29 protein-coding genes and 1 pseudogene are annotated in these 24,922 nt (G+C 71.0%); 14 read left to right on the top strand and 16 right to left on the bottom strand.

Going from position 1 to position 24,922, the window contains the following annotated elements:
* On the bottom strand, window positions 1-390 hold a 390-nt coding region (locus ACWEBX_RS29575; RefSeq protein ID WP_451887850.1), incomplete at its 3' end, for an acylglycerol kinase family protein.
* Between the two features lie 170 nt (window positions 391-560).
* Here ACWEBX_RS29575 and ACWEBX_RS29570 point away from each other — a divergent pair.
* Complete coding sequence (locus ACWEBX_RS29570; RefSeq protein WP_451887849.1) at window positions 561-1,013, top strand: hypothetical protein; 453 nt, start codon at window positions 561-563, stop codon at window positions 1,011-1,013.
* 42 nt (window positions 1,014-1,055) lie between these two features.
* Here ACWEBX_RS29570 and ACWEBX_RS29565 read toward each other — a convergent pair whose 3' ends face one another.
* From ACWEBX_RS29565 to ACWEBX_RS29555, 3 genes are all read right to left on the bottom strand, one after another.
* The gene (locus ACWEBX_RS29565) at window positions 1,056-2,234 is read right to left on the bottom strand and encodes a SigB/SigF/SigG family RNA polymerase sigma factor (protein ID WP_451887848.1); all 1,179 of its coding nucleotides are present in this window, start codon (window positions 2,232-2,234) and stop codon (window positions 1,056-1,058) included.
* Window positions 2,231-2,644 (bottom strand): ATP-binding protein, encoded by a 414-nt coding sequence (locus ACWEBX_RS29560; protein ID WP_054228129.1) that lies wholly within the window; start codon window positions 2,642-2,644, stop codon window positions 2,231-2,233. Before ACWEBX_RS29560 ends, ACWEBX_RS29565 begins: the two co-directional genes overlap by 4 nt.
* Before the next feature lie 306 nt (window positions 2,645-2,950).
* Window positions 2,951-3,211 (bottom strand): UBP-type zinc finger domain-containing protein, encoded by a 261-nt coding sequence (locus tag ACWEBX_RS29555; protein WP_451887847.1) that lies wholly within the window; start codon window positions 3,209-3,211, stop codon window positions 2,951-2,953.
* A gap of 92 nt (window positions 3,212-3,303) precedes the next feature.
* Between ACWEBX_RS29555 and ACWEBX_RS29550 the strand changes: the two genes are divergently transcribed.
* Window positions 3,304-4,899, top strand: a complete 1,596-nt coding sequence (locus ACWEBX_RS29550) for a Na+/H+ antiporter (protein ID WP_451887846.1) — start codon at window positions 3,304-3,306, stop codon at window positions 4,897-4,899.
* Here ACWEBX_RS29550 and ACWEBX_RS29545 read toward each other — a convergent pair.
* The gene (locus ACWEBX_RS29545; protein WP_451887845.1) at window positions 4,881-5,831 is read right to left on the bottom strand and encodes a 1-aminocyclopropane-1-carboxylate deaminase/D-cysteine desulfhydrase; all 951 of its coding nucleotides are present in this window, start codon (window positions 5,829-5,831) and stop codon (window positions 4,881-4,883) included. The two genes, ACWEBX_RS29550 and ACWEBX_RS29545, sit on opposite strands and share 19 nt — an antisense overlap.
* A 294-nt stretch (window positions 5,832-6,125) precedes the next feature.
* Complete coding sequence (locus ACWEBX_RS29540; RefSeq protein WP_355772410.1) at window positions 6,126-6,716, bottom strand: N-acetylmuramoyl-L-alanine amidase; 591 nt, start codon at window positions 6,714-6,716, stop codon at window positions 6,126-6,128.
* 260 nt (window positions 6,717-6,976) lie between these two features.
* Between ACWEBX_RS29540 and ACWEBX_RS29535 the strand changes: the two genes are divergently transcribed.
* The 7 genes from ACWEBX_RS29535 to ACWEBX_RS29505 all read left to right on the top strand — a co-directional run bounded on the left by ACWEBX_RS29535 (window position 6,977) and on the right by ACWEBX_RS29505 (window position 12,860).
* The gene (locus ACWEBX_RS29535) at window positions 6,977-8,383 is read left to right on the top strand and encodes a family 2B encapsulin nanocompartment shell protein (protein WP_451887844.1); all 1,407 of its coding nucleotides are present in this window, start codon (window positions 6,977-6,979) and stop codon (window positions 8,381-8,383) included.
* Window positions 8,374-9,519, top strand: coding sequence for a family 2 encapsulin nanocompartment cargo protein polyprenyl transferase (locus ACWEBX_RS29530; protein ID WP_451887843.1), 1,146 nt, complete (start codon window positions 8,374-8,376; stop codon window positions 9,517-9,519). The genes ACWEBX_RS29535 and ACWEBX_RS29530 overlap by 10 nt, the downstream gene beginning before the upstream one ends.
* 251 nt (window positions 9,520-9,770) lie before the next feature.
* Window positions 9,771-10,421, top strand: coding sequence for a GNAT family N-acetyltransferase (locus ACWEBX_RS29525; protein ID WP_451887842.1), 651 nt, complete (start codon window positions 9,771-9,773; stop codon window positions 10,419-10,421).
* Between the two features lie 77 nt (window positions 10,422-10,498).
* Entirely contained in the window at window positions 10,499-10,723 is a 225-nt protein-coding gene (locus ACWEBX_RS29520; RefSeq protein ID WP_451887841.1) for a hypothetical protein, read from the top strand.
* A 139-nt stretch (window positions 10,724-10,862) separates the two neighbouring features.
* Window positions 10,863-11,276 (top strand): YciI family protein, encoded by a 414-nt coding sequence (locus ACWEBX_RS29515; RefSeq protein ID WP_451887840.1) that lies wholly within the window; start codon window positions 10,863-10,865, stop codon window positions 11,274-11,276.
* A 5-nt stretch (window positions 11,277-11,281) separates the two neighbouring features.
* Window positions 11,282-12,502, top strand: coding sequence for an RNA polymerase sigma factor (locus tag ACWEBX_RS29510; RefSeq protein ID WP_451887839.1), 1,221 nt, complete (start codon window positions 11,282-11,284; stop codon window positions 12,500-12,502).
* A 10-nt stretch (window positions 12,503-12,512) separates the two neighbouring features.
* Window positions 12,513-12,860, top strand: coding sequence for a DUF952 domain-containing protein (locus ACWEBX_RS29505; protein WP_451887838.1), 348 nt, complete (start codon window positions 12,513-12,515; stop codon window positions 12,858-12,860).
* Window positions 12,861-12,896: 36 nt separating this feature from the next.
* Here the strand turns inward: ACWEBX_RS29505 and ACWEBX_RS29500 are convergent, their stop codons facing one another.
* From ACWEBX_RS29500 to ACWEBX_RS29480, 5 genes are all read right to left on the bottom strand, one after another.
* Window positions 12,897-13,688, bottom strand: coding sequence for a VOC family protein (locus tag ACWEBX_RS29500; RefSeq protein ID WP_451887837.1), 792 nt, complete (start codon window positions 13,686-13,688; stop codon window positions 12,897-12,899).
* Window positions 13,685-14,521, bottom strand: a complete 837-nt coding sequence (locus ACWEBX_RS29495) for a hypothetical protein (protein ID WP_451887836.1) — start codon at window positions 14,519-14,521, stop codon at window positions 13,685-13,687. The genes ACWEBX_RS29500 and ACWEBX_RS29495 overlap by 4 nt, the downstream gene beginning before the upstream one ends.
* A gap of 125 nt (window positions 14,522-14,646) precedes the next feature.
* The gene (locus ACWEBX_RS29490; RefSeq protein ID WP_386985791.1) at window positions 14,647-15,066 is read right to left on the bottom strand and encodes a VOC family protein; all 420 of its coding nucleotides are present in this window, start codon (window positions 15,064-15,066) and stop codon (window positions 14,647-14,649) included.
* Between the two features lie 35 nt (window positions 15,067-15,101).
* A complete protein-coding gene (locus ACWEBX_RS29485) occupies window positions 15,102-15,482 on the bottom strand; it encodes a helix-turn-helix transcriptional regulator (protein WP_451887851.1) in 381 nt (126 codons plus the stop codon).
* A 150-nt stretch (window positions 15,483-15,632) separates the two neighbouring features.
* Complete coding sequence (locus ACWEBX_RS29480) at window positions 15,633-16,049, bottom strand: SHOCT domain-containing protein (protein WP_451887835.1); 417 nt, start codon at window positions 16,047-16,049, stop codon at window positions 15,633-15,635.
* A gap of 892 nt (window positions 16,050-16,941) precedes the next feature.
* Between ACWEBX_RS29480 and ACWEBX_RS29475 the strand changes: the two genes are divergently transcribed.
* Complete coding sequence (locus ACWEBX_RS29475) at window positions 16,942-17,139, top strand: hypothetical protein (RefSeq protein WP_326785570.1); 198 nt, start codon at window positions 16,942-16,944, stop codon at window positions 17,137-17,139.
* A gap of 146 nt (window positions 17,140-17,285) precedes the next feature.
* Here ACWEBX_RS29475 and sodN read toward each other — a convergent pair whose 3' ends face one another.
* Window positions 17,286-17,681, bottom strand: a complete 396-nt coding sequence (sodN, locus tag ACWEBX_RS29470) for a superoxide dismutase, Ni (protein WP_339131416.1) — start codon at window positions 17,679-17,681, stop codon at window positions 17,286-17,288.
* A gap of 145 nt (window positions 17,682-17,826) precedes the next feature.
* On the opposite strand from sodN, the gene sodX reads away from it, so the two are divergent.
* On the top strand, window positions 17,827-18,261 hold the full coding sequence (gene sodX, locus ACWEBX_RS29465) for a nickel-type superoxide dismutase maturation protease (protein ID WP_355764901.1): 435 nt from the start codon (window positions 17,827-17,829) through the stop codon (window positions 18,259-18,261).
* Here the strand turns inward: sodX and ACWEBX_RS29460 are convergent.
* A complete protein-coding gene (locus ACWEBX_RS29460) occupies window positions 18,165-18,794 on the bottom strand; it encodes a CGNR zinc finger domain-containing protein (RefSeq protein ID WP_384798362.1) in 630 nt (209 codons plus the stop codon). The two genes, sodX and ACWEBX_RS29460, sit on opposite strands and share 97 nt — an antisense overlap.
* Before the next feature lie 100 nt (window positions 18,795-18,894).
* On the opposite strand from ACWEBX_RS29460, the gene ACWEBX_RS29455 reads away from it, so the two are divergent.
* Together ACWEBX_RS29455 and ACWEBX_RS29450 are read left to right on the top strand one after the other, a co-directional pair.
* Window positions 18,895-19,653: a class I SAM-dependent methyltransferase gene (locus ACWEBX_RS29455; protein ID WP_451887834.1), complete on the top strand. Its 759-nt coding sequence runs from the start codon at window positions 18,895-18,897 to the stop codon at window positions 19,651-19,653.
* Window positions 19,654-19,778: 125 nt separating this feature from the next.
* Window positions 19,779-20,189 (top strand): annotated as a pseudogene (locus ACWEBX_RS29450) (sigma factor); the annotation flags it as partial.
* Window positions 20,190-20,389: 200 nt separating this feature from the next.
* On the opposite strand, the gene ACWEBX_RS29445 reads toward ACWEBX_RS29450, so the two are convergent.
* From ACWEBX_RS29445 to ACWEBX_RS29435, 3 genes are read right to left on the bottom strand one after another with little or no spacing between them, the layout of a single operon-like run.
* Window positions 20,390-21,190: an amino acid ABC transporter ATP-binding protein gene (locus ACWEBX_RS29445; RefSeq protein ID WP_451887833.1), complete on the bottom strand. Its 801-nt coding sequence runs from the start codon at window positions 21,188-21,190 to the stop codon at window positions 20,390-20,392.
* Window positions 21,187-22,116: an amino acid ABC transporter permease gene (locus ACWEBX_RS29440; RefSeq protein ID WP_451887832.1), complete on the bottom strand. Its 930-nt coding sequence runs from the start codon at window positions 22,114-22,116 to the stop codon at window positions 21,187-21,189. The genes ACWEBX_RS29445 and ACWEBX_RS29440 overlap by 4 nt, the downstream gene beginning before the upstream one ends.
* A gap of 33 nt (window positions 22,117-22,149) precedes the next feature.
* Window positions 22,150-23,115 (bottom strand): ABC transporter substrate-binding protein, encoded by a 966-nt coding sequence (locus tag ACWEBX_RS29435; RefSeq protein ID WP_451887831.1) that lies wholly within the window; start codon window positions 23,113-23,115, stop codon window positions 22,150-22,152.
* A gap of 539 nt (window positions 23,116-23,654) precedes the next feature.
* Here ACWEBX_RS29435 and ACWEBX_RS29430 point away from each other — a divergent pair.
* Window positions 23,655-24,878 carry an NAD(P)-dependent malic enzyme gene (locus ACWEBX_RS29430; RefSeq protein WP_451887830.1) on the top strand — a complete coding sequence of 408 codons (1,224 nt, stop codon included), beginning with the start codon at window positions 23,655-23,657 and terminating at the stop codon, window positions 24,876-24,878.
* Window positions 24,879-24,922: the final 44 nt, after the last annotated feature.

Here is a 24,922-nt window from a genome sequence, read left to right as displayed (position 1 = left end):
GAGGCCGACCGTGCGCTCGCGCTCCTCGCGCAGCGCGTCCAGCAGGGCGCCGGTCGCCTCCACGGCGTCGTTCGGCAGGCCCAGGGCGCGGGCGAAGACGTTGGTGGAGCCGCCGGGGACCACGGCGAGGCCGGGCAGGCGCTCGGGGTCGGGGCCCCGGTGCAGGAGACCGTTCACGACCTCGTTGACCGTGCCGTCCCCGCCGAGGGCCACGACCAGGTCTATGTCGTCGCTGTCCGCTGCCTGCCGGCCGACGTCCCGGGCGTGCCCGCGGTACTCGGTCATGACCACTTCGAGTTTCATCTCACTGGCCAACGCGTGGATCAAGACGTCACGCGTACGCGCACTGGTGGTGGTTGCCGCCGGATTGACCACAAGAAGTGCACGCATGCGATGCAGCGTACCTACTGGGTGGTACTCGTCCCAGACCGAGGTAGGGATCCAGTAAGAGTCCGCAGGTGGCACCGGTGCGCGGAATCGACCCGGCGCGACCTCCGGGACCGTGCGGTTCCCGGTCCCGGGGTACCCGGGCCGCCGATGCCGGCGGCTACGCTTCGGGGGTGAGCCGTGAGCAGAATCCCACCCCTGACGCCCCCCACTCCGACGCCCGCCCCGGACGGCTGACCGCCGCCGCGGCGCTGTCCGCGCTGGAAGGGGCCGCCCTCGTGGCGGGCGGCGTCTGCATTCTCGTCCTCGGCCTCACCGGCGACCCCGACAACCGGACGCAGGCCGTCACCGGCGGCGTCACGCTGATCGCGCTCGCGCTGCTGCCGCTGCTCGCCGCCCGCGGACTGCTGCTGCGCCGCGCCTGGAGCCGGGGCCCGGCCCTCGCCACCCAGATCCTGGCGCTGCCCGTCGCCTACACCCTGCTCCAGGCCGACAGCGTCGCGATCCCCGCCGGCATCGCCCTCGCGGTGGTCGCGCTGACGTCCCTGGTACTGCTGGCGAACCCGGAAACGACGCGGGCCCTCGGAATCCGAGGGCCCGGCGGCGACGTGCACGACGAGAAGTAGCGGGACGCGCTTCCCGGCGCGCACCGCGGGAACCGGCGCGGCTCACTCCTCGACGAGGAGCTTCTCCCGGAGCTGGGCCAGCGTGCGGGCCAGCAGCCGCGAGACGTGCATCTGCGAGATGCCGACCTCCTGCGCGATCTGCGACTGCGTCATGTTGCCGAAGAAGCGAAGGAGCAGGATCCGCTTCTCCCGCGGGGGCAGGTCCTCCAGCAGCGGCTTGAGCGACTCGCGGTACTCGACGCCCTCCAGCGCCTCGTCCTCGGCGCCCAGCGTGTCCGCGACCGCCGGGGACTCGTCGTCCGTGTCGGGGACGTCCAGGGACAGCGTGGAGTACGCGTTGGCGGACTCCAGGCCCTCCAGGACCTCCTCCTCCGAGATGGCCAGCTTCTCGGCCAGCTCGTGGACCGTCGGGGAGCGGCCGTGGAGCTGGGAGAGCTCCGCGGTGGCCGTGGTCAGGGCGAGGCGCAGCTCCTGGAGACGGCGCGGCACACGCACCGCCCAGCCCTTGTCGCGGAAGTGCCGCTTGATCTCGCCGACCACCGTCGGGGTCGCGTACGTCGAGAACTCGACACCGCGCTCCGGGTCGAACCGGTCGACCGACTTGATCAGCCCGATCGTCGCGACCTGCGTCAGGTCGTCCAGCGGCTCCCCGCGGTTGCGGAAGCGGCGGGCCAGGTGCTCGACGAGCGGCAGATGCATGCGGACGAGCTGGTTGCGCAGCTCCGCGTACTCGGCGCTGCCGTCCTGCAGCTTGCGCAGCTCGACGAACATCGCCCGCGCCCCGCTGCGGTCCTGCAGGTCGTGCCGGATGGGCCGCTCGCGCTGCCCGTGCAGGATCTGCTGGGCTTCTTCCTCCACGGCCTGTACACCCTGCGCGCCCTGCTCAGGCTCTCGCTCGTGCTGCGCGCCCTGCACGTTCTGCTCCGCGTTTCGCTCGTGCTCGCTCATAGTCCCGCCCGTCACCATTTCCCGAGCTCGAGGCTCTTCCCCCGTGTCCTCGGCCGCGCTCGAACCGGGGGGACCTCCCCGGACGGGGAAGGCTCCCGGCTGCGCCGCTGCCGCCGAGGAGACGCCGATCTCCGGATGCGGCCGGGCCTGTTCGGGGATGCCGTCGACGCCGTCCGCCGTGTGCCGCGGCCCGCCCGGACCGTCGGCGCGCTCCGCGGGAGGCTCCCGAGTGCCGCGCTCTTCGTCCCGCACCGGCCCGTCCCCGTTCCTCACGCCGGCCCGGGTCCCGCGCCGCGTTGTTTGTAGAGACTGATCGAAACGGTCTTGTCCTCGGCGACGGTGGAATCGACCTTGCCCGCGAGAGCCGACAGGACGGTCCACGCGAAGGTGTCACGTGACGGAGCGTGACCGTCGGTGGTCGGCGCCGAGACCGTGACCTCCAGTGAGTCGTCGATCAGCCGGAAGACACAGCTGAGCACCGAACCGGGGACGGCCTGCTGCAGCAGGATCGCGCAGGCCTCGTCCACCGCGATGCGCAGATCCTCGATCTCGTCGAGGGTGAAGTCCAAACGGGCCGCCAGCCCGGCCGTGGCCGTGCGCAGTACCGACAGGTAGGCACCCGCGGCGGGCAGCCGGACTTCCACGAAGTCCTTCGTCGCGGGCTCGCCTGCGATCTGGGACACCCTCACCTCCATGGTGGTACAAGCTCATTCGAGCTCTTTCGGGGGCCGAGGGTCGCCCCCCGGGGTAACGCGCTACGTCGTACAGCGGTGACGCTACCGCGCTCCCGACTTTCCTGTCCTGGGGACCCCGCCCCTTGCTGTCACTCATAGTAAGCCCATGAGTACGGACAGTGGCTAGAGGTCTGCGGCCCCAAATAGGAAGAGCGCGCGCCGGGTTGACGTACCCAGACGTCAGACGCTCGAACCGTCCGGATCGTGAGTCACGCGCGTACGTGATCCACGGCTCACGCGTACGTGATCCACGGCTCAGACGAGGACGTGGTCCACGAAACACCAACGCCAGGTCTCCCCCTGCTCGAACGTGCGCATGATCGGATGTCCGGTGTCCTTGTGGTGCTCCGAGGCGTGCCGCAGCGGTGAGGAGTCACAACAGGCGAGATGCCCGCACTCCAGACACAGCCGGAGCTGCACCGGGTGGGTGCCGGCGGCCACGCACTCCAGGCAGGTCTCGCTCCCGGGGCCGGGTTCGGGCTGCGGCAGCGCGTCGGTGTGCGTGCACTGTTTCATGATTGCCAGGTTACGTCGGGCGTGCGGGATGCCGCGCGGAATTGTCGGGCGTGCGGGAGACCGCGCGGAAAAAAGAGGGCGGGCGGAAGACGATGGATGTGTTGCCACTGCTGTTGCTGGTCGCGGGGAGTGCGGCGGTCGCCGGGGCCGCCCGCCGCACCCCGGTCCCGGCACCCCTGCTGATCGTCGCCGTGGCGCTGCTGGTCTCGTACGTGCCCGGGGTGCCCGCCTACGAACTCGACCCCGACATCGTGCTCCCGCTGGTGCTGCCGCCGCTGCTGTACACGGCGGCCACCGACAGCTCCTATCTCGACCTCAGGGCCCAGTTCAGGCCGGTCGCGCTGCTGTCGGTCGGCTACGTCCTCTTCGCGACCCTCGCGGTCGGCTGGGCCGCCTATCTGCTCGTTCCCGGCCTGCCACTCCCCGCGGCGCTCGTCCTCGGCGCCGTGGTCGCGCCGCCGGACGCGGTGGCCGCCACGGCCGTGGCGCGCCGGGTGGGCCTGCCCTCACGGATCACCACCATCCTGCAGGGCGAGTCCCTCGTGAACGACGCGACCGCGATCACCGCCTACAAGGTGGCGCTCGCCGCGGCCGTCGGCGAGGGCGCGACCTGGGCGGGCGGCATCGGCGAGTTCCTGCTCGCGGCGGTCGGCGGGGTCGCCGTCGGACTCGTGCTGATGATCCCCATCCACTGGCTGCGCACCCACATGAACGAAGCGCTCCTGCAGAACACCCTCTCCCTGCTGATCCCCTTCGTCGCCTACGGCATCGCCGAGCAGTTCCACGCCTCCGGAGTGCTCGCGGTGGTCGTCGTCGCGCTCTACCTCGGGCACCGCTCCTGGGAGGTGGACTTCGCGACCCGGCTCCAGGAGGAGGCGGTGTGGAAGATGGTCGCGTTCGTCCTGGAGTCCGCGGTGTTCGCGCTGATCGGACTCCAGCTCCCGGTCGTCCTCAAGGGCCTCGGCGCCTACGCGGGGACGACCGCCGCCTGGTACGCCATCGCCCTCTTCCTGGTCGTCGTCGCGACCCGCTTCCTGTGGGTGTACCCCGCCACCTTCCTGCCCCGCCTGCTGTCGGCGCGCATCCGCGAACGCGAGGCCAACCCCACCTGGAAGGCGCCGTTCGTCATCGGCTGGGCCGGCATGCGCGGCGTCGTCTCGCTCGCCATCGCCTTCTCCGTCCCGCTCACCGTCGACGGCGGCGATCCCTTCCCCGGGCGCAACCTGATCCTCTTCCTGACCTTCACCACCGTCATCGGCACCCTGGTCGTGCAGGGACTGACCCTGCCCCCGCTCATCCGGCTCCTGAAACTGCCGGGACGCGACACCCAGGCCGAGACGCTCGCCGAGGCCAACGCCCAGGCGCAGGCCTCCCGCGCCGCCGAGGAGCGCCTCGACGAACTCCTCACCGACGAGCGCAACGCCCTGCCGCCGCCGCTCGCCGAACGCCTGCGCTCGGTCCTGGAGCGGCGCCGCAACGCCGTCTGGGAGCGGCTCGGCGCGGTCAACCCGGTCACCGGTGAGACCGCGGACGACACCTACCGCCGTCTCTCCCGCGAGATGATCGGCGCCGAGCGCGACGTCTTCGTCAAGCTGCGCGACTTCCGCTACATCGACGACGAGATGCTGCGCACGCTGCTGCGCCGGCTGGACCTGGAGGAGGCGGCGGCCTACCGGGAAGCGGCCTGAGGCCGGCTCCCCGGGGCGGGGAACGGCGCTCCGGTGATCACCGCCGCCACCGTCGTACCGCGCGGGAACGCCCCTTCCCCGGCGAGGGCGACAAGTCCGTAGAGCATCTTGGCGACATAGAGACGTTCGACGGGCAGTCCGTGCCGCTGCTCGAAGTCCTCGGCGAAGGCGTCGAGTTCGGGTGTGGTGCGGGCGTAGCCGCCGAAGTGGAAGCGGTCGTCGAGGGACCAGGTTCCGCGCCGGCCGCCGAACGCGTCCCTCTGGAGAGCCGTCGTGCCGGCGTCGAGGAAGCCGCCGCGCAGGACCGGGATGCCCAGCGCACGCTGGCCGGGGGCGAGACCCGCGGCCATCCCGGCGAGGGTGCCGCCGGTGCCGCAGGCGAGGGCGGCCACGTCGATGCCGTCCTCGTCCCGCAGTTCCTCGCCGAGGGCCCGGCAGCCGCGTACGGCGAGGGCGTTGCTGCCGCCTTCGGGCACCACGTACGCGTCCTCGGCGTCGGCCGCGCGCAGGATCCCGGCCAGAGTGCCGGGTTCCGTCTTGTGCCGGTACGTCGATCTGTCGACGAAGTGGAGGCGCATGCCGTCGGCGGCGCAGCGGGCAAGTGAGGGGTTCAGGGGGCGGTCGGCCAGCTCCTGGCCGCGGACCACGCCCACGGTGGGCTGCCCGAGGAGACGGCCCGCGGCGGCGGTCGCGCGCAGATGGTTCGAGTACGCCCCGCCGAAGGTGACCAGCGTGCGGCCCGCCGCCGCTTCGAGGTTCGGCGTCAGCTTGCGCCACTTGTTGCCGATCAGCTCCGGGTGGATCAGATCGTCCCGCTTCACCACCAGCCCGACCCCCCGACGCGCGAACCGGGAATCCACGACCTCCGCCACGGGCGACGGAAGCCGCGGCACCGGGCCGCCGGAACCGGGCGGGACGTCAGGACTGATCACCCGTTCATTGTCGGACACCTGTCCGGGAACAGCCGGACGGGGGCGACGGACGGCCGGAGGAGTGGGACGGGGTAGCTGGACGCGGGCCCGGCGGACGTCCGGACGCGGGGGTCTGTGAACTGTGGACGGTCGGACGGGGGGCTCGGGCTGTGGCCGGACGCGGGGGCCCGACGGACGGCCGGACGCTCGGGCCGGGGCCGGGGTGCGGCCGTCGCCCGGCCCTGGCGTCGGCCGCGCGGGGCCCCTGGCGTCGGCCGTCCGCTTCGGGTGCTCGTGGCGGACCTCGGTGTCAGGTCACTTCAGCAGTTCGCGGACGCGCGCCCGCAGGGAGTTCATCGTGAAGCCCCGCGGGTCCACCTTCCCCGGCTGCCACTCCAGGTGGCCGATGACCGAGCGTTCCGTCCAGCCGTGGAACCGGCAGATCGCGGCGGAGACCTTGGCGATGGCGTCGAGCTGCGCCTCGGGCCACGGGTCCTGGCCGTCGCCGAGGTTCTCGCACTCGAAGCCGTAGAAGTGACGGTTGCCGTCGGTGTTCGCCTCGTTGTCGTGCGGCAGCGCCTTCTCGGCGATCACCGCGCGCAGCACGTCGTCGTCGCCGAGACCGGCGTGGTTGGCGCGGCCGTAGCCGACCAGGTGCACGACGCCGTCCTTGGTGATGACCCCGTGGCACAGCGGTCCGGGCAGGTCCTCGCGGCCCTCGCGGCACAGCCCGACCGTGGGCGCGCTGCCCGAGGTCACCGTGTGGTGGATCATCACCCCGTGGACCGGGCCCCACGGACCTTTGTGATTGCGGTTGTGGTGCTCCCAGTCGCCGACCTCGACGACGTGGACGCCTTCGTCCCTGATCCGGTCCAAGAACCTGCCCGCGGACATGGGCGATGCCATGGCCGACTCCTTCGCGCTGTACGCCGGCCGCCCTGCCGCGGCCGTCTCGTACCGCAGCTTCTATATCCGGCCGGGTGGCCGGAACCAGCCGTTCGCACAGCGTGCGAGCCGATCCGGTCAACCCCGGGACGGAGCGGAATCACCCTCTCTGCCCAGTTCCGGAGTGACCCATTCCCCCTCATTCGTGTAATGGCATCAGCACACTCCGTGATGAAAGGCTTGGCCGTGAAGATCAGTGCACGACCGGGAGGGCAATTTTCATGTCGGTAGGCGAAGAGGTCCGCGCGGAGCAGAACCGTCCGCAGCAGAGTCTCGGCACATCAGCCGCGCGGAACCTGGCCACCACCACCAAGTCCGCGCCACAGATGCAGGAGATCAGCTCGCGGTGGCTGCTGCGCATGCTTCCGTGGGTGAACGTGCAGGGTGGCACGTACCGCGTGAACCGGCGGCTCAGCTACTCGGTGGGCGACGGCCGCGTGACGTTCGTCAAGACCGGGGACCGCGTCCAGGTCATCCCCGCGGAGCTCGGAGAACTGTCCGTGCTGCGGTCGTACGAGGATCACGACGTGCTGGGCGAGCTCGCCCAGCGGTGCCAGCAGCGGGAGTTCGCCCCGGGCGAGGTGCTGGCCTCGTTCGGCAACCGGGCCGAGGAGGTGTTCCTCCTGGCGCACGGCAGGGTCGAGAAGATCGGCACCGGTCCCTACGGGGGCGACGCGGTGCTCGGTGTCCTCGCCGACGGCGCGTACTTCGGCGAACAGGCACTCATCGACCCGGAGGCCATCTGGGAGTACACGGCCCGCGCGGTGACGGCGGTGACCGTGCTCGTGCTGCCCCGCCAGGACCTCGAACAGGTGGCGGAGCGCTCCGAGTCCCTGAACGAACACCTCCGGGAACTGCGCGCGATTCCCTCGCAGCGCACCAACAAGTACGGCGAGAAGGAGATCGACCTCGCGGCCGGCCACACCGGCGAGCAGGACATCCCGGGCACCTTCGTGGACTACGAGGCGTCCCCGCGCGAGTACGAACTGAGCATCGCCCAGACCGTCCTGCGGCTGCACACCCGTGTGGCCGACCTCTACAACCAGCCGATGAACCAGACCGAGCAGCAGTTGCGGCTCACCGTGGAGGCGTTGAAGGAGCGCCAGGAGCACGAACTCATCAACAACCGCGAGTTCGGCATGCTCAACAACTGCGAGTACGACCAGCGGCTCCAGCCGCACGACGGCGTGCCGGGCCCGGACGACATGGACGAACTGCTCAGCCGCCGCCGTGGCACCAAGCTGTTCCTCGCCCATCCGCGCGCGATCTCCGCGTTCGGCCGCGAACTGAACAAGCGCGGGCTCGTCCCCGAGAGCATCGAGGTGGCCGGCAACCGCATCCCGACCTGGCGCGGGGTGCCGATCTTCCCGTGCAACAAGATCCCGGTCAGCGACGCCCGTACGACCTCGATCATCGCCATGCGTACCGGCGAGGCCGAACAGGGAGTGGTCGGACTCCAGCAGGCGGGCATCCCGGACGAGATCGAGCCGAGCCTGTCGGTGCGGTTCATGGGCATCAACGAACAGGCGGTCATCTCCTACCTGGTGACGGCGTACTACTCGGCCGCGGTGCTCGTGCCGGACGCGCTCGGCATCCTGGAGAACGTCGAGATCGGCCGATGGCGGTGACGACCCGGACGCGGCAGGGACCGGCCGGGGTTCCCGGCGGACGGCGTCCGCCGGGGCCCGCGGACCGACGCCTTCCCGGCGCGAGGCCCGCGGAAGGACCGGGCTCGCCGGGGCCGGTGGACGTCTCGGAGGCGGCGGTCGTCCTGGAGCGGGCGCGGGCGTGCGTCGACCCCGAACTGCGCCGGGCCGTCGACTCGCTGCCGGGCTCGATGCGCCGGATCGCGCTCTACCACTTCGGGTGGGAGCAGGCGGACGGCACTCCCGGGGCGGGGAACGCCGGCAAAGCCATCCGGCCCGCGCTCGTGCTGAGCGCGGTCCAGGCTCTCGGCGGACAGCACACGGCGGCCGTACGGGCGGCCGCGGCGGTGGAGCTGATCCACAACTTCACCCTGCTGCACGACGACGTGATGGACCGGGACACCACCCGCAGACACCGCCCCACCGCGTGGACCGTGTTCGGCGACGCCGACGCGATCCTCGCCGGGGACGCCCTGCAGGCCCTGGCCCTGCGGATGCTCGCCGAGGACCCGCACCCCGCGTCCTCGGCGGCCGCCGCCCGGCTCGCGGGCTGCGTCGTCGAACTGTGCGCCGGACAGCACACGGACACGGCCATGGAGAAGCTCGGCCCGGACGAGGTCACCCTCGACGAGTGCCTCGCCATGGCCGAGGCGAAGACGGGCGCCCTGCTCGGCAGCGCCTGCGCCATCGGGGGGCTGTACGCGGGGGCCGGCCCCGAGGACGTCGAGGCGCTCGACGCGTTCGGCCGGGAGGCGGGGCTCGCCTTCCAGCTCATCGACGACGTGATCGGGATCTGGGGAGACCCCGGCCGCACCGGCAAACCGGCCGGGGCGGACCTCGCCGTCCGCAAGAAGTCGCTGCCCGTGGTCGCCGCGCTCACCTCGGGCACCCCGGCGGCCGCCGAACTCGCCGAGCTGTACGCGGCGCCCTACCGGGAAGGAGAGCTGGAACGCACGGCGCTGGCCGTCGAGCGGGCGGGCGGGCGGGACTGGGCACAGGTCCAGGCGGCCGACCGGATGTCGCGGGCGATGCACGAACTGTCCCGCGCGGTTCCCGACCCCGAGGCGGCGGGCGGCCTTCTCGCCCTCGCCGAGTTCGTAACGCGCCGCAGCAACTGACCGGCCCGGCAGGCCGGTCGAGGACCCCGGAACCCCGGGCTCCGCACGGAACCTCATCCGTGCGGAGCTGGGCTCCGGAGGCGGGCCCCGCACGGCCCCACGGCGTGCGGGCCCCGCACCCCCGCGAACCCCTGTGCCGAACCCCCGGGACCCGGCTCGGCACACCCCGGGGTCGGTGTGCCGACGCACGGGCGTATTAGGCTCAACCGCCGTACGGTCGAGGCTGGTTGGGGCGAAGGGCGGGGCTGGTCATGGGTGTGGCGATCCGGGTGGCGGGCGAGGCGGACCGGGAGCAGGTCGTCCGGCTGCTGGACGAGGCCTTCCAGGACGATCCGGTGAGCAACTGGGTCTTCCCCGACCCGGCGCAGCGCCGCGCGAAGCACCCCGGGCTGATGGCGGCGTTCACCGATGTCGTGCTCGCCGAGGGACGCATCGATCTGGCCGAGGACGGCTCGGCGTGCGCCCTGTGGCTGTCCGTCCCCGCCGGCGGGAACCACGACGGCGACGGCGACGGTGAGAGCGGCCGAGGCGACGCGGCGGACGAGGACGGCCCCGCGCAGCTCCGCGCGGCCGTCGACCCCGACAACGAACGCGTCGAGCTGATCGGCCGGCTGACGGCCGGCATCCACCCCGAGGGGCGGGCCCACGCCTACCTGTGGATGATCGGGGTGACGCCGGAGCGCCAGGGCGAAGGCCTCGGCGGCGCGCTGATCGAGACGGTCCTCGACCGCTGCGACCGCGAGGGGCTGGCCGCCTACCTGGAGGCGAGCAACGCCCGCAGCCGCGCCCTGTACGAACGGCTCGGCTTCACGCTCGCGGGCCGCCCCCTCGACCTGCCCGACGGCCCGCGGATGTGGCCGATGTGGCGCGAGCCGCGCCCGACGGGACGGACCCAGGCCTAGGGTCAGGCCCTGTGCGACCGGGTTCGGTGCGGGACGTACGACAGGAAGCGGCGGGTCCGCCGTCCTACCCTGAAGGCATGGGCACGGATGAGCATGTATGTCCAGAATGCGCGCAACCGGTCGCCACGATCGTGCACCGGTACAAGACCCTGGGCGCCTGGGTGCCCAAATGGGGTCCCGGACCCTGCCACAACCCGGACTGCGCCGCCTGCACGGACGAGCCCGGGCACGGACACGGGCAGGGCCGGGAACCGGAGCACGGGCACGATCTGCCGGAGGAGGCCGCGGCGGAGCAGCCCTGACGGGCACCGCACCTCGCGGCACGACCTCGTGCGAAGTCGCGCGGAGAACGTGTAGAGAAACACGGGCCGGCTCCGACGTCCCCTGTGAGAGCCGCCCACCACGGGCGGTCCGAGCCGAGGAAGCCGAAGGAGCGGACTCATGAAGTACCTGGTGATGGTGCAGGGCACACACGCCGACTACGAGGCCATGCGGGGCACGGCGGCCGCCGGGTCCCCGGCCTGGACCGAACAGGAACTGCAGGCCATGTACGCCTACATGGGCGCGATCGGCGACGACCTCTCCGAATCCGGCGAGCTCGTCGACGCCCAGGGGCTGACCGACCCGGCGCGGGCCCGCCAGGTGTCCCTGGGCCCGGACGGCAAGGCCGTGATCACCGACGGCCCGTACAGCGAGACCAAGGAGCTGATGGCCGGCTACTGGGTGGTCGACTGCGCGAGCCTGGAGCGGGTCACCGAGATCGCCGAGCGGGTCACCCGGTGTCCGGGTCCCGAGGGCCAGACCGGTCGCCCCGTCGTCATCCGCCCCATCCAGGACGGGGCCGGGGACATCTGAGCGGGATGAGGGACACGACCGAGGACCTGCTGCGCCGCCACGCGCCGCAGGTCCTCGGCGCGCTCGTCCGCCGCTACGGGCACTTCGACGCGGCCGAGGACGCCACACAGGAGGCGCTGCTCGCGGCCGCCCGGCAGTGGCCCGGAAAGGGAGTGCCTGACAACCCGCGCGGATGGCTGATCAAGGTCGCCTCGCGGCGGCTCGTCGACGCCCTGCGCGCGGAGGAGGCACGGCGGCTGCGGGAGGAGAAGGCCGCGGCGCTGACACCGCGGGACGCCTTCACGGCACCGCCGCCGGGCGCGGACCGTGCCCCGTCGCAGGACGACACCCTCTCCCTCCTCTTCCTTTGCTGCCACCCCGCCCTGTCCCCGGCCGCGCAGATCGCGCTCACCCTGCGCGCGGTCGGCGGCCTGACCACGGCGGAGATCGCGCGGGCGTACCTGGTGCCCGAGGCGACCATGGCGCAGCGGATCAGCCGGGCCAAGCAGCGGATCCGGGGCGTCGGTCTCGCCCGCCCCGACCACTGGGAGGAACGGCTTCCCGCCGTCCTGCACACCCTCTACCTGATCTTCAACGAGGGCTACACCGCGACCTCCGGCACGGCGCTCCAGCGCGCCGAACTCGCGCACGAGGCCATCCGGTTGACCCGCACCGTCCGGCATCTGCTGCCCGAGGACGGCGAGGTGACCGGACTGCTCGCGCTGATGCTGCTCACCGACGCCCGGCGCGGCGCGCGGACCGGCCCGCACGGAGAACTCGTACCCCTCGACGAACAGGACCGCGCCCGCTGGGACAGGGCGGCGATCGAGGAGGGCGTGGCGCTGGTGACCGAGGCGCTGGCGCTGGGTCCGGCCGGTCCCTACGCGCTCCGGGCCGCGATCGCCGCGGTCCACGACGAGGCACCCACCCCGGAGGCGACGGACTGGACCGAGATCCTCGGCCTGTACGACCTCCTCGTCCGCCGGGTCCCCGGCCCCGTCGAACGCCTCAACCGCGCGGTGGCCGTGGCCATGGTGCACGGGCCGCGCGCCGCCCTCGCCGAACTCGACCGGCTGGAGGGCGAGTCGGCCGCCGGACACCGGCTGGACGCGGTGCGCGGCCATCTGCTGGAGCGGGCGGGCGAACCGGACGCGGCGCGTGAGGCCTACGCGTCGGCCGCGGCCAAGACCCTCAGCCTGCCCGAGCGCCGCTATTTGGAGGTGCGGGCGGCGCGTCTGCGGTCGTAGCGTGGCCCGCATGTCCGAACCTCTGCTGCATCTGACCGAGCGTTCCCTGTGGGAAGCGGCCCGCGCGTCGGGCACCTTCGAGATCTCCACCCGCGGCCGGACCCTCCAGGAGGAGGGCTTCATCCACTGCTCGCTGCGCCGCCAACTCCCCGCCGTGGCCGCCATGGTGTACGGCTCCTACACCGGACCCGACGAGCTCGTGGTCCTCGTGATCGACACCGAACGGCTCACGGCGCCGGTCCGCTTCGAGGCGATGGATCCCGGCGGAGAGGAGTTCCCCCACATCTACGGGCCCATCGCCGTGGACGCGGTCGTGGACGTGGAGGCCTGGGGCCGGAGCGTGTCCGAGCGCGGGTGATGGCAGGGCCGTCCTCTGCGTCTACGCGACCGGTCCCTAGGGCAGGCAGCCCGTCGCGGGATCGCGGCCGGTCAGGCAGTAGGTGCCGCCGGCGGGGTCCCGCATCACCGTCCAGCGCGCACCCCGGCCGACCGTCGTCGCCCCCAGGGCCTCGTGACGGGCTTGGACCGCGTCGACGTCCGAGCAGGCGAGGTCCAGATGCGCCGAAGTGGGGCGTTCGGTGCCGAGGCGCTGCAGCAGGATGCGCAGCGGCAGTCCGGATGGTGGCCTGATCAGATGGAACTCCGGGAACGCCCCGGGGAGGGACTCCCACCCCGTGAGCTCGCTCCAGAAGACGGTCTCGGCCTCGTACACACCCGGCGCCAGGTCGATGCTCACCTGGTCGAGCCGGCTCGTCGCCCCGTCCGGTCCCTCGGTCACCGGCGGCCGCGCCGAGTCGCCGTTCCACGGCACCGCGCAGAACAACTGCCCTCCGGGGGACCGCAGTACGGACCAGCCGTCGTGGTCCGCGACGACCGTGGCGCCCAGCCGCAGCGACCATTCCACCAGCGCCGGTACGTCCTCCACGGACAGGCACACGTGCGCGCCCCCGGGCCCCTCCCGGACGCCCTGCGCCTTCACGTACGCGTCGCCCTCGGCGGGCAGCAGCGTCACGAACTCGCCCCGGTCGCCCCGGGGTTCGGACAGCTTCGTGCCGGTGACCGCCGTCCAGAAGCCGAGGGCCCGTCCGAGGTCCGCCGCGGGCCGGTCCACGAAGACGTGGGTCCACCGGACGGCCGGTCCCGCGGTCACCGGGGCGTTCCCCGGCGCGGCGTCCGTACGGTTCATCCCGCCTCCTCGGCGATCAGCGCGCGCAGCGACGTCTTCATCCGGGCGACGAAGGCGTCCCGGGCCTCGGGGGAGAGGACGTCCAGGGAGAGATACGGGTTGAGGTCCTCCAGCTCGACGAGCAGCAGCTCGCCGCCGGGGGCCCGGCAGGCGTCGACGCGCTGGATGCCGTACGCGATGTCGTTCCACTCGATGAACCGCTGCGCGAACTCCCGGTCCTCGTCGGTGGGTTCGTAGGGCTCCAGCGCCCAGCGCCGCTCCGGGTCGGGCGCGTACAGGGCGTATTGCAGGGTGTGGTCGACGAAGTAGAACGACACCTCGTAGCGGAACGCGACGCGCGGCTGGACGAGGAGGTCGCCGAACGGCAGGGCGGCGAGTTTCTCGCGCGGCACGAACTCCAGGCCGATGGAGTCGGCCCCCTGCTTCGGCTTCACCGCGTACAGGTCGGCCTCGGGCAGCAGGTCCAGGTCCTCGGCGCGGTCGACGGTCGGGATGACGGGGAACCCGGCCGCGGTCAGCTCCAGCAGGTAGCCCTTGCCGGCCATGTCCCCCTTGCCCGAGAGCTGGTTGTAGACGCGGACCCCCTCCGCGAGCGCCCGTTCGCGGAACGCGTCGTACGCGGCCTGGTAGTGCAGGACAGGCCCGCTGTTGCGGACGACCACGGCGTCGAAGCCGGTCATCAGCGCGGCCGCGTCCAGCGGGTGGCAGACGGCGATGTCGAACTCCTCGCGCAGCCGCGAGGTCAGGACGATGTCCTCGTCGCAGTACCGCCGCCCCTTGGCCGGATAGGCCAGGTCGCTGACGAACAGGACGCGGGGGCGCGCGGACGGCACGGGTGGCTCCTCGAAGGGGTCGGACGGTTCGCTCCGCGGGCGCCTCGGGCCCGCGGACACACGGACGTAGTGTCCCTCCCGGCCGTTCCCGCCCGCGCGCCGCCCCCGGCCGCCGGTCGCCCCTGTCAGCCGGCCGTGCGCTTCTGCGTGAAGCGCAGGAGGTTGCCCGCCGGGTCGCGGAACGCGCAGTCCCGCAGGCCGTACGGCTGGTCCTCGGGCTCCTGGACGACGTCGGCGCCCGAGGCGCGGACCCGCTCGAAGAGCTCGTCGCAGTCGGTCGTCGAGAAGATCACTCCGCGCAGCATCCCCTTGGCCAGCAGGGCGGCCATGGCCTGCTTGTCCGCGGGGGAGGCGTCCGGGTCCGCCGCCGGCGGTTCCAGGACGATCTCCACGTCCGGCTGGAGCGGCGAGCCCACCGTGACCCACCGCATTCCCTCGAACCCGACGTCACCCCGGACCTCCAGGCCCAGCACGTCACGGTAGAAGGCGAGCGCCTTGTCGTGGTCGTCGACGGAGATGAAGCACTGGGACAGTTTCAGATCCATGCGTCCAACCTAGGCCGTGAGTCCGGACAGCGAGCCTAAAGACGGCTGCCCGGTTCCGCCTCCGGGTTGGGGTGACGGGCCGGGCGGGTGAGTCGGCGGGCCACGCAGGAGGGGATGGGGGCGCCGTGGTCGTGCGGGCGGGCCCGGTACGCGCTCGGGGTCTCGCCCACCAGCTCCGTGAACCGCGAGCTGAACGAACCGAGCGAGGTGCAGCCCACCGCGAAGCACACCTCGGTCACCGTCATGTCGCCGCGCCGCAGCAGCGCCTTCGCGCGCTCGATCCGGCGGGTCATCAGGTAGGTGTACGGCGTCTCGCCGAACGCCTCCCGGAAACTCCGCTGGAAGTGTCCGGGCGACATCAGCGCGGTGCGCGCGAGCGTGGTCATGTCCCACGGCTCCGCGTACGCACGGTTCATCCGGTCGCGCGCCTGCCGCAGCCGGACCAGGTCGTCGAGCGGTCGGGGATTCGCCACACCCCCAGAATGGCACACGGAACCGCCGCCCCCCGGGGGATCACTGGCCCGGGGGACGGCGGTGGCCGTGCGTGCGCGGGGGTGTCGGTGCCGTCAGGCGGCGAGGACCTTGGCCTTGGCCTTCTCGAACTCCTCGGCCGTGATGTGGCCGTGGTTCTTGAGGTCCGCGAGCTTCGCCAGTTCGTCGGCCTTGCCGGTGGAGGAGCCGGCGGTCTCGCGGATGTAGGCGTTCATGTCGTCCTGGCTCTTCTGCATGCGCTTCATCTCGCGCTCACCCATGCCGCGGCCCCGCGCGATGAGGTACACGAAGATGCCGAGGAAGGGCAGGATGACGACGAAGACGCACCAGCCGGCCTTGCCCCAGCCGTTCAGGTCGTCGTCGCGGAAGATGTCCCCGATGACGCGGAACAGCAGCATGAACCAGAGGATCCAGAGGAAGAACCACATCGTGGTCCAGAAGACCTGCAGCAGGGGGTAGTCCGCTGCCAGATTGACCGTCGAGCCGTTCATGGTCGAACTCCTGTCGGTTGTGCGACATCTCCGCGAGCGTTGCCTGGGTGTCGGGCGGATCGAACTGTCGCCGGGCGCCGGGTCGCGATCTCGGGGATTCCGCCCGGGCCCGGCCGTCGTGTGTTCGCGGCCGGTCGGCAGGGCCTGGCGGGTCGGTGCGCGGAGCGCGGTGGTGCGGCGGACGGTGACGGTGCCGCGGTGTCCGCCGCGGACAGACGCTCGAAGGCGGGGGGCGAGCGGGACCCCCCGGACACACGGGACGGGCCGTGACGGCGTCGTCCGGTGCGGTCGGCGTGATCGGTGCGACGTCGGGGGCGTCGTCCGGGGGCGGTGCCGGCCGCGTCGACGGCGTGCGCCGCCGGGGTCCCGGGGGCCACGCCGCCGCGAAGGACGGTCCGGGTCCGGGGTCCTTCGGGCCGTGGCGGACGGGCCCGGAGCACGGCACACCCGGCGCGGGCCGGATCTGCCGCTGGATGCAGGCCATGAGCGGTGCCCTCTCTGACGCCCGACGTCTTGCCTCGGCTCCAGAGTGCGGTCACCCCCCGCCCCGCCGGATCACCCTCCGCGGGTGAGCTCGCGCAGGGGCCGCCGCGGACCCCCGCGTCACCCGCGGAAGGGCGGGCACCGCCTCCGGGGAGTGCCGCGGAGTGCCTTCCGCTCACCCTTCCGGGACTTCCCCGGCCTTTTTCGGGACCTTTCCGGGCCTTTCTCGTGCCCGGCGGGCACGGTGCCGGGGCCACGGGAGGAAGGTGGAGGGGCGAGGGTGTGAGCGGGAGCGTGCCGAGGTGGGCGGATGTCGCCCGCACCGGGGGATGCCACATCGGTGCGCGCGACCGACGATGGCAGGGCATCGCAGCGGACCCCGCGCCCCGGCCCCGAGGGAAGTGCTCGTATGCGCTACGAATTCCGCATCGCCGGCATTGTTTCGGACACGCTCGCCTCGGCCTTTTCCGAACTCGACAGGGTCCGTACGAAGGAACAGACCCTGTTCTTCGGCACCGTGATCGACGACGCCCATCTCTACGGACTGCTCACCCGGTTCCAGGCCCTGGGCCTGCGGGTCATCGAGATGCGCCAGCTACCCGTGTGACCGAGGACGCCGACCACCCCGTACGACCCCGGAAAGCAGTACGCACCCGGACCGTCGGGCCGCCGGGAACGGCGGCCCGCGGACCGGGTGCGGACAGGAGGGCGGCGCGATCCGCGCGGACGCGGTCCGGACGGCCCGGGCGAAGGTCAGGCCTTCTTGGTCTCCCAGAAGATCTTGTCGATCTGGGCGATGTAGTCCAGCGCCTTCTGTCCCGTCGCCGGGTCGGTCGACGCCTTCGCGGCCGAGAGGGCCTTGAGGGTGTCGTTGACGAGCTGGTGCAGCTCCGGGTACTTCTCGAAGTGCGGGGGCTTGAAGTAGTCGCTCCAGAGCACCGACACGTGGTGCTTGGCGAGCTCGGCGCGCTGCTCCTTGATGACAATGGCGCGAGCCTGGAAGTGCGGGTCGTCGTTGCCGGCCATCTTGTCCTGAACGGCCTTGACCGACTCCGCCTCGATGCGGGCCTGGGCCGGGTCGTACACGCCGCAGGGCAGGTCGCAGTGCGCGCTGACCTTGACCTTGGGGGCAAACAGGCGGGAGAGCATTGAGCTGTCCTTCCTCGTGATCGTCTTCTCAGGTGGGACATTACTCCGTGGGAGAGGGGATTTCGCGAGTGCCCCCATGGGCTTAGGACAAAAGTCCGGGGTGAAACTGGGACTGGTGGAGGATAGGACCGGGGAGGTGCCGTTGATGCCGGAGCTGTCGCAGGAGACCGAGCGGGGGAAGGCTCTGCTGCCGTTCGGGGCGGCGGAGGTGACGGGCCCTTCGATGGTGCCCACACTCCAGCACGGGGATCGGCTGGTCGTTCAGTGGGGAGCGAGAGTGCGGCCGGGCGACGTCGTGGTCCTGCGGCACCCCTTCCAGCAGGACCTGCTCGTCGTGAAGCGGATCGCGGAACGGCGTGAGGGCGGCTGGTGGGTGCTCGGGGACAACGCGTTCGCGGGCGGGGACAGCACCGACTACGGAACCGTCCCCGAGGAACTCGTCCTCGGGAAGGTGCGGTTCCGTTTCCGGCCGCCGGCAGCGGGTCAGCGGTCGCCGTTCGCCGTCGTCCGCTGGGTGCTGGTGGCCGCCAGGCCCGTGCTCGCCGCCCGGTCCGCCTCAAGGCGCTTGCGGGCGCGGTAGGCCGCGACGTTGGCGCGGGTCGCGCAGCGGTCCGAGCAGTAGCGCCGGGAGCGGTTGGTCGAGGTGTCCAGGTAGGCGTTGCGGCAGGGGGCGGCCTCGCACAGGCCGAGACGGTCCACGCCGTACTCGGTCAGATGGAAGGCGAGGCCCATCGCCGCGATCGCCGCGTAGCCCGCGGTCGCGTTCGACGGGTGATCCGCCAGATGCATGTGCCAGAGCGGGCGGCCGTCGTCGTCCCGGTGGTCGTGTCCCGAGATCTGCGGGCTCACCGGGAATTCGAGGAGCAGCGAGTTGAGCAGGTCCACGGCGAGCGTCTCGTCGCCGCCGGCCGCAGCCTCGAAGACCGCGCGCAGCCGCCCCCGTACCGAACGGAAGCGGGTGACGTCGGCCTCCGCGGCGCGGCGGGCCGCCGAGGCGTTGCCCCCGAACAGGTCACGGACGGCCTCGACGGAGGTCAGTGAGTCCTTGCCCCGGGCCGGTTCCTCGGTGTTGACGAGACGGACGGCGTAATCCGAGTAATAGGCCAGTTCCACTTGTAGTCCTTACGGAGGCGCTCTATCGTCGTGACGGTGGTCAGGTAACAGCTGATCGCACTTACAGGGTATTACGTGGTCGACTGGAGGAGGGGCTTTCATGGCCATCGGCACCGGAACCGACTGGCATGCCTGGCAGCAGAGCTGGGACCGGCAGCAGGAGTGGTACATGCCGGACCGCGAGGACCGCTTCCGGGTGATGCTCGACATGACCGAGGCGCTCGTCGGACCCGAGCCCCGCGTCCTCGACCTCGCCTGCGGCACCGGCACCATCACCGCCCGGCTGCTCGCCCGCCTCCCCGGGGCCACCAGCACCGGCGTCGACCTCGACCCCGCCCTCCTCGCCATCGCCGAGGGCACCTTCGCCGGCGACGACCGGGTCTCCCTCGTCACCGCCGACCTCAAGGACCCCCGGTGGCGCGACCGGCTGCCGTACGACACGTACGACGCCGTCCTGACCGCCACCGCCCTGCACTGGCTGCACAGTGAAACCCTCACCGTCCTCTACGGCCAGATCGCCGAACTCGTCCGCGAGGACGGCGTGTTCATGAACGCCGACCACATGATCGACGAGACGACACCCCGCATCAACGCGGCCGACCGCGCCCAGCGGCACGCCCGAATGGACCGGGCCAGGCGGATCGGCGCCCTCGACTGGGCCGAATGGTGGGAGGTGGCCGCCCAGGACCCGGTCCTCGCCGGACCCACCGCCCGCCGCTTCGAGATCTACGGCGAGCACGCGGACGGGGACACCCCCTCCGCCGACTGGCACGCGCGCGTGCTGCGCGAACAGGGCTTCGGCGAGGCCCGCCCGGTGTGGCGCTCCCCCTCGGACGCGCTGGTCCTCGCAGTCAAGTAGAGCCCCCGCGAGCCCTGTTGGAGGCGGTACGGAGAATCCGTACCCCCTCCACTGCGTCCTGCGGCACCTCCCGTCGCACTGGAGGGGTGAGACGGTCCGCGAGCGCGGGCCGGGAAGGGGGCGGGATGACGCGCGGCGACGAAGCCGCTCTGCACGCATTCGTGGAGGGCAGACGGACGGCGCTGTTCCGGTGGGGGTGCCCCCTGCTCGAACGAAGCTGAGAGCTCGGGGGAGCCTATCTGCTGTGCGGCAATCGCGACGAAGCCGAGGACCTCGTCCAGACGACCCTGGTGAAGGTCGTCCTCGGCGCGCGGCGGCACGGACGCCTCGAAAGTCTCGAGGCCTACGTGCGCAAGACGCTGGTCAACACCTTCATCTCCGCCCGCCGCCGGTTCTGGCGGCGCGAGCACGCGTACGGCGAGGTGCCGGACGTGGCGGGGCGGTCGGTCGACAGCGACACCGGACTCATGGTGCGGGCCGCGCTCGCGGAACTCGCGCCGAAGCAACGGGCCGTGCTCGTCCTGCGCTACTTCCAGGGCAAGGGCCGGCTCGGCCCGCTGCTGAAGACCCCGCCGCTGACCCGGGCCCAGCTCGCGAAGCTGATCCAGAACCCGGCGCTGCTGAAGTAGCGGGAGAGGCGTGACGGCGGGGCCGCGCGAACGGGGGCATGAGGAAGGGGCGGTACGGGAGACCCGTACCGCCCCTTGTCCCTGCGCCCGGAAGCGCGTCGTCCCGGTCAGAGGACCTTCGACAGGAACGACTTCGTGCGCTCGTGCTGCGGGTCCGTCAGGACGTCGCGCGGGTTGCCGGACTCGACCACGACGCCGTCGTCCATGAAGACCAGACTGTCGCCGACCTCGCGGGCGAAGCCCATTTCGTGGGTGACGACGATCATGGTCATGCCGTCCTGCGCGAGGTCCCGCATGACGTCGAGGACCTCACCGACGAGCTCCGGGTCGAGAGCCGAGGTCGGCTCGTCGAAGAGCATCAGCTTCGGCTGCATGGCCAGCGCGCGGGCGATGGCGACGCGCTGCTGCTGGCCGCCGGAGAGCTGGGCGGGGTAGTGACCCTTGCGGTCACCCAGTCCCACCCGGTCGAGGAGCCGCTCCGCACGCTCCCGGGCGACGGCCTTGGTCTCGCCCTTGACCTGTACGGGCGCCTCCATGACGTTCTCCACAGCCGTCATGTGGGGGAAGAGGTTGAAGCGCTGGAACACCATGCCGATGTCCCGCCGCTGGGCGGCTACCTCGCGCTCCTTCAGCTCGTAGAGCCTGTCGCCCTTCTGGCGGTATCCCACCAGGTCACCGTCGACGTACAGGCGCCCGGCGCTGATCTTCTCCAGGTGGTTGATGCACCGCAGGAAGGTCGACTTGCCGGAACCCGAAGGACCGATCAGGCAGAACACCTCGCGGGGGTTCACCTCCAGGTCGATGCCCTTGAGGATGTGCGCGAGCCCGAAGGACTTGTGCACCCCCTCGGCCCTGACCATCGGCCGGCCGCTCGTGCTCGGGGTGATGTCCTTGCTGAGACTGCTCATCGGGCCACCTCCGGGCGGCGGAAGGAACCGAACAGACGGAGGTTCTTCCTCAGGCGCTGCAACGGCGTCGGCGGCAGGGTACGCGACGATCCGCGGGCGTAACGGCGCTCCAGGTAGTACTGGAAGACGCTGAAGATGCTGGTCAGGATCAGGTACCAGATCGATGCGACGAAGTACATCTCCACGACGGCCAGCGAGGTGCTGGAGATGTCGGTGGCCGCCTTGATGGTCTCGTTGAACTGGACCGCGTAGGCCAGGGACGAGGTCTTGAGCATGTTGATGAACTCGTTGCCCGTGGGCGGCACGATCACGCGCATCGCCTGCGGGAGGATCACCCGGCGCAGCGTCTTGCCCTGGGTCATGCCGAGCGCGTGCGACGCCTCCGTCTGCCCCAGGTCGACGGACTGGATACCCGCCCGGACGATCTCGGACATGTACGCGGCCTCGTTGAGGCCGAGTCCGAGCAGAGCCGCCAGGAACGGCGTCATCACCTGGTTCATCTCGTCCTTGTAGAACCCCAGGTTGAGGACGGGGAACACAAGCGCGATGTTGTACCAGAGGAGTAGCTGCACCAGCACCGGAGTGCCGCGGAAGAACCAGATGTACAGCCACGACACGGTGCTGGTCACCGGGTTCGAGGACATCCGCATGACCGCGAGGATCACGCCCAGCACGAGTCCCAGCGCCATCGCGAGCACGGAGATGTACAGCGTGTGCCAGACCCCGGACAGGATGGTCGAGTCCGTGAGGTAGTCCGGGATGATGCTGTAGTTGATGTTCGCGTTGGAGAACGCGAGACCGATCAGCGCCAGTACAACGATGACCAGGACGCCGGCCACCCAGCGGCCGTAGTGGCGCACCGGGATGGCCTTGATCTGCTCCGGCGGCACGGATGACGCCGGAGTCTTGTCGACAGTGTCAGTCACAGTGACTGCCCTTCAGTGTTGCGTCAGGCAGGGTCAGGAGCCGCCGTTGATCTTGGCCTCGGTCACCGCGCCGTCCTTGACGTTCCACTTCTCCAGGATCTTCGCGTAGTCACCGTTCTCGATGATCGCGGTCATGGCAGCCTGGAGCGCGTCGCGGAGCTGGGTGCTCTCCTTGCTGACGCCGATGCCGTACGGGCCGGCCTCGATCTGGTCCCCGACGACCTCGAAGTCCTTGCCGCCGCCCGAGGTCTTGGCGTTGTAGGCCGCGACCGGGAAGTCGTTCAGGTCGGCGACGGACGCGCCCTGCTTCAGGCGGAGCAGCGCCTCGGGGTCGGTGTCGAAGGTCTGCAGCGTGATGGCCTTCTTGCCGTCCTTCTTGCACTTCTCGCTCTGGGCCTTGGCGATGCCCTCGGAGGTGGTGCCCTTCTGCAGCGCCACCACCTGGCCGCACAGGTCGTCCAGCGACTTGACGCCCTTGGGGTTGCCCTTCTGGACGAGGATCGACGTGCCGGCGGTGAAGTAGTCGACGAAGTCGATGCCGTTGCCGGCCTTCTTGCCGGTGTCCGAGTCGACGCCGTTCTGGCGGTCCTTCGTGTCGTTCATCGCCGACATGATCGCGTTGAAGCGCTTGGACTGCAGACCGACGATGAGCTGGTCGAACTTGCCGTTCTGGAACTCGAACTTGACGCCGAGCTGCTTGCCCAGGGCGGCCGCGATGTCGGGGTCGATGCCGACGGCCTTGCCGTTCTCCATGTACTCGACCGGCGGGTAGGCGATGTCGGAGCCCACCTTGACGACGCCCGCCTTCTTGATGTCGGCGGGAAGCTTGCCGGCGAGCGGGGCAGAGGCCGAGGACGTGTCCGAGCTGCCGGTGTCGCTGCTCTTGTCCGTCTGGTCGCCGCAGCCGGTGAGGATCAGGGCGCCGGCGACCGCGATCGCGCCGACCGCTGCTATCCGGGACTGAGCGGCCTTGCTACGACGGGTGGTGCGTGCGGTCATGAGGGTTCCTCCGGCGGATCAGGGAGTAGCCGATAGGTCGACGGAAACACACACCTTCGAGTGTCGCGACCTCGTGTAATGACGGCATCTTGCCATTCGGACCGCGAGATTCAGGGTGACCGCTATGTCAAAATCGGATAACGGGTGACCCCCGAACCATTACTGGGCAGTCATGTACGGCCGGATCATGTGCGGGAATCCTCCCTTCCGGCCGGAAGATCTTCGGTGCATCGCGGGAAGCGGAAGACCGCTACACGGCACTCCTGTCCGAACGAGGACATGTCCGGACGTGTCAATGGATCAAGGCATGAGTCATCTCACCGACGTGTGATCTTGGTTCTATGGACTCGTCCTCGACACGGTCCGTCCGGTAAGAAGGTTCTTTACACCCCTCATCCGGGGCTCAGGGCGCGTGTGCGGCGCGCCCGTCGCGCAGCGGCTCGTACGCAACCACAGCGGCAGGGCCTGCGCGGTGCCCGCCCACCCCTCAACCAGGAGTGGCCACCCTCAAATATTGAAGACTTAAGGGGTAAAACAAAGTGGCAGCGGAGATCGTCAATCCTCGCAGCGACAGCAGTACGGATCAGGAAGGCGGGGCGGAGCCCCTCAATTCCTTCGACCCGGCTTTCGCGCTGCACCGCGGCGGCAAGATGGCTGTGCAAGCCACCGTGCCCATCCGCGACAAGGACGACCTGTCCCTGGCTTACACGCCCGGCGTCGCGAAGGTGTGCAGCGCGATCGCCGAGCAGCCGGAACTCGTCCACGACTACACGTGGAAGTCGTCCGTGGTCGCTGTGGTGACCGACGGCACGGCAGTGCTCGGGCTCGGTGACATCGGCCCGGAGGCCTCGCTCCCCGTCATGGAGGGCAAGGCCATCCTGTTCAAGCAGTTCGGCGGAGTGGACGCGGTGCCGCTCGCGCTCGCCTGCACCGACGTCGACGAGATCGTCGAGACCGTGGTCCGGCTCGCTCCCTCGTTCGGCGGCGTCAATCTGGAGGACATCTCGGCACCGCGGTGCTTCGAGATCGAGCGCAGGCTCCAGGAGCGACTGGACATTCCCGTCTTCCACGACGACCAGCACGGGACAGCGGTCGTCACCCTCGCGGCCCTGCGGAACGCCGCCAGGCTCACCGGGCGCTCGCTCGGCGACCTGCGCGCGGTGATCTCCGGCGCGGGCGCGGCGGGTATCGCCATCGCCAAGTTCCTGCTGGAGGCGGGCCTCGGCGATGTCGCGGTCGCCGACCGCAAGGGCGTCGTGTCCCGTGACCGGGACGACCTGACGGACGTCAAGCGCGAGCTCGCGGAGATCACCAACAAGGCGGGGATCTCCGGTTCGCTGGAGGAGGCGCTCGCGGGCGCCGACGTCTTCATCGGCGTCTCCGGCGGTACGGTTCCCGAGCCGGCGGTCGCCTCCATGGCGAAGGGGGCCTTCGTCTTCGCGATGGCCAACCCGAACCCCGAGGTGCACCCCGACATCGCCCACAAGTACGCGGCCGTCGTCGCGACCGGGCGGTCGGACTTCCCGAACCAGATCAACAACGTGCTGGCCTTCCCGGGGATCTTCGCCGGTGCGCTCCAGGTCCGGGCCTCCCGGATCACCGAGGGCATGAAGATCGCCGCCGCCGACGCGCTGGCCGCGGTCGTCGGGGACGACCTCGCCGCGGACTACGTCATCCCTTCGCCGTTCGACGAGCGGGTGGCTCCGGCGGTGACGGCCGCGGTGGCTGCCGCCGCCCGGGCCGAGGGCGTCGCCCGCCGCTGACGCGCCGCGTCCTGCTGGGCCCCGCCGGGAGGCTTCCTCCCGGC

The sequence above is a fragment of the Streptomyces sp. NPDC005070 genome (assembly GCF_053600395.1).
Note: the sequence above shows the minus strand (reverse complement) of the source record. Positions and strands in the feature narration are given on the sequence as shown.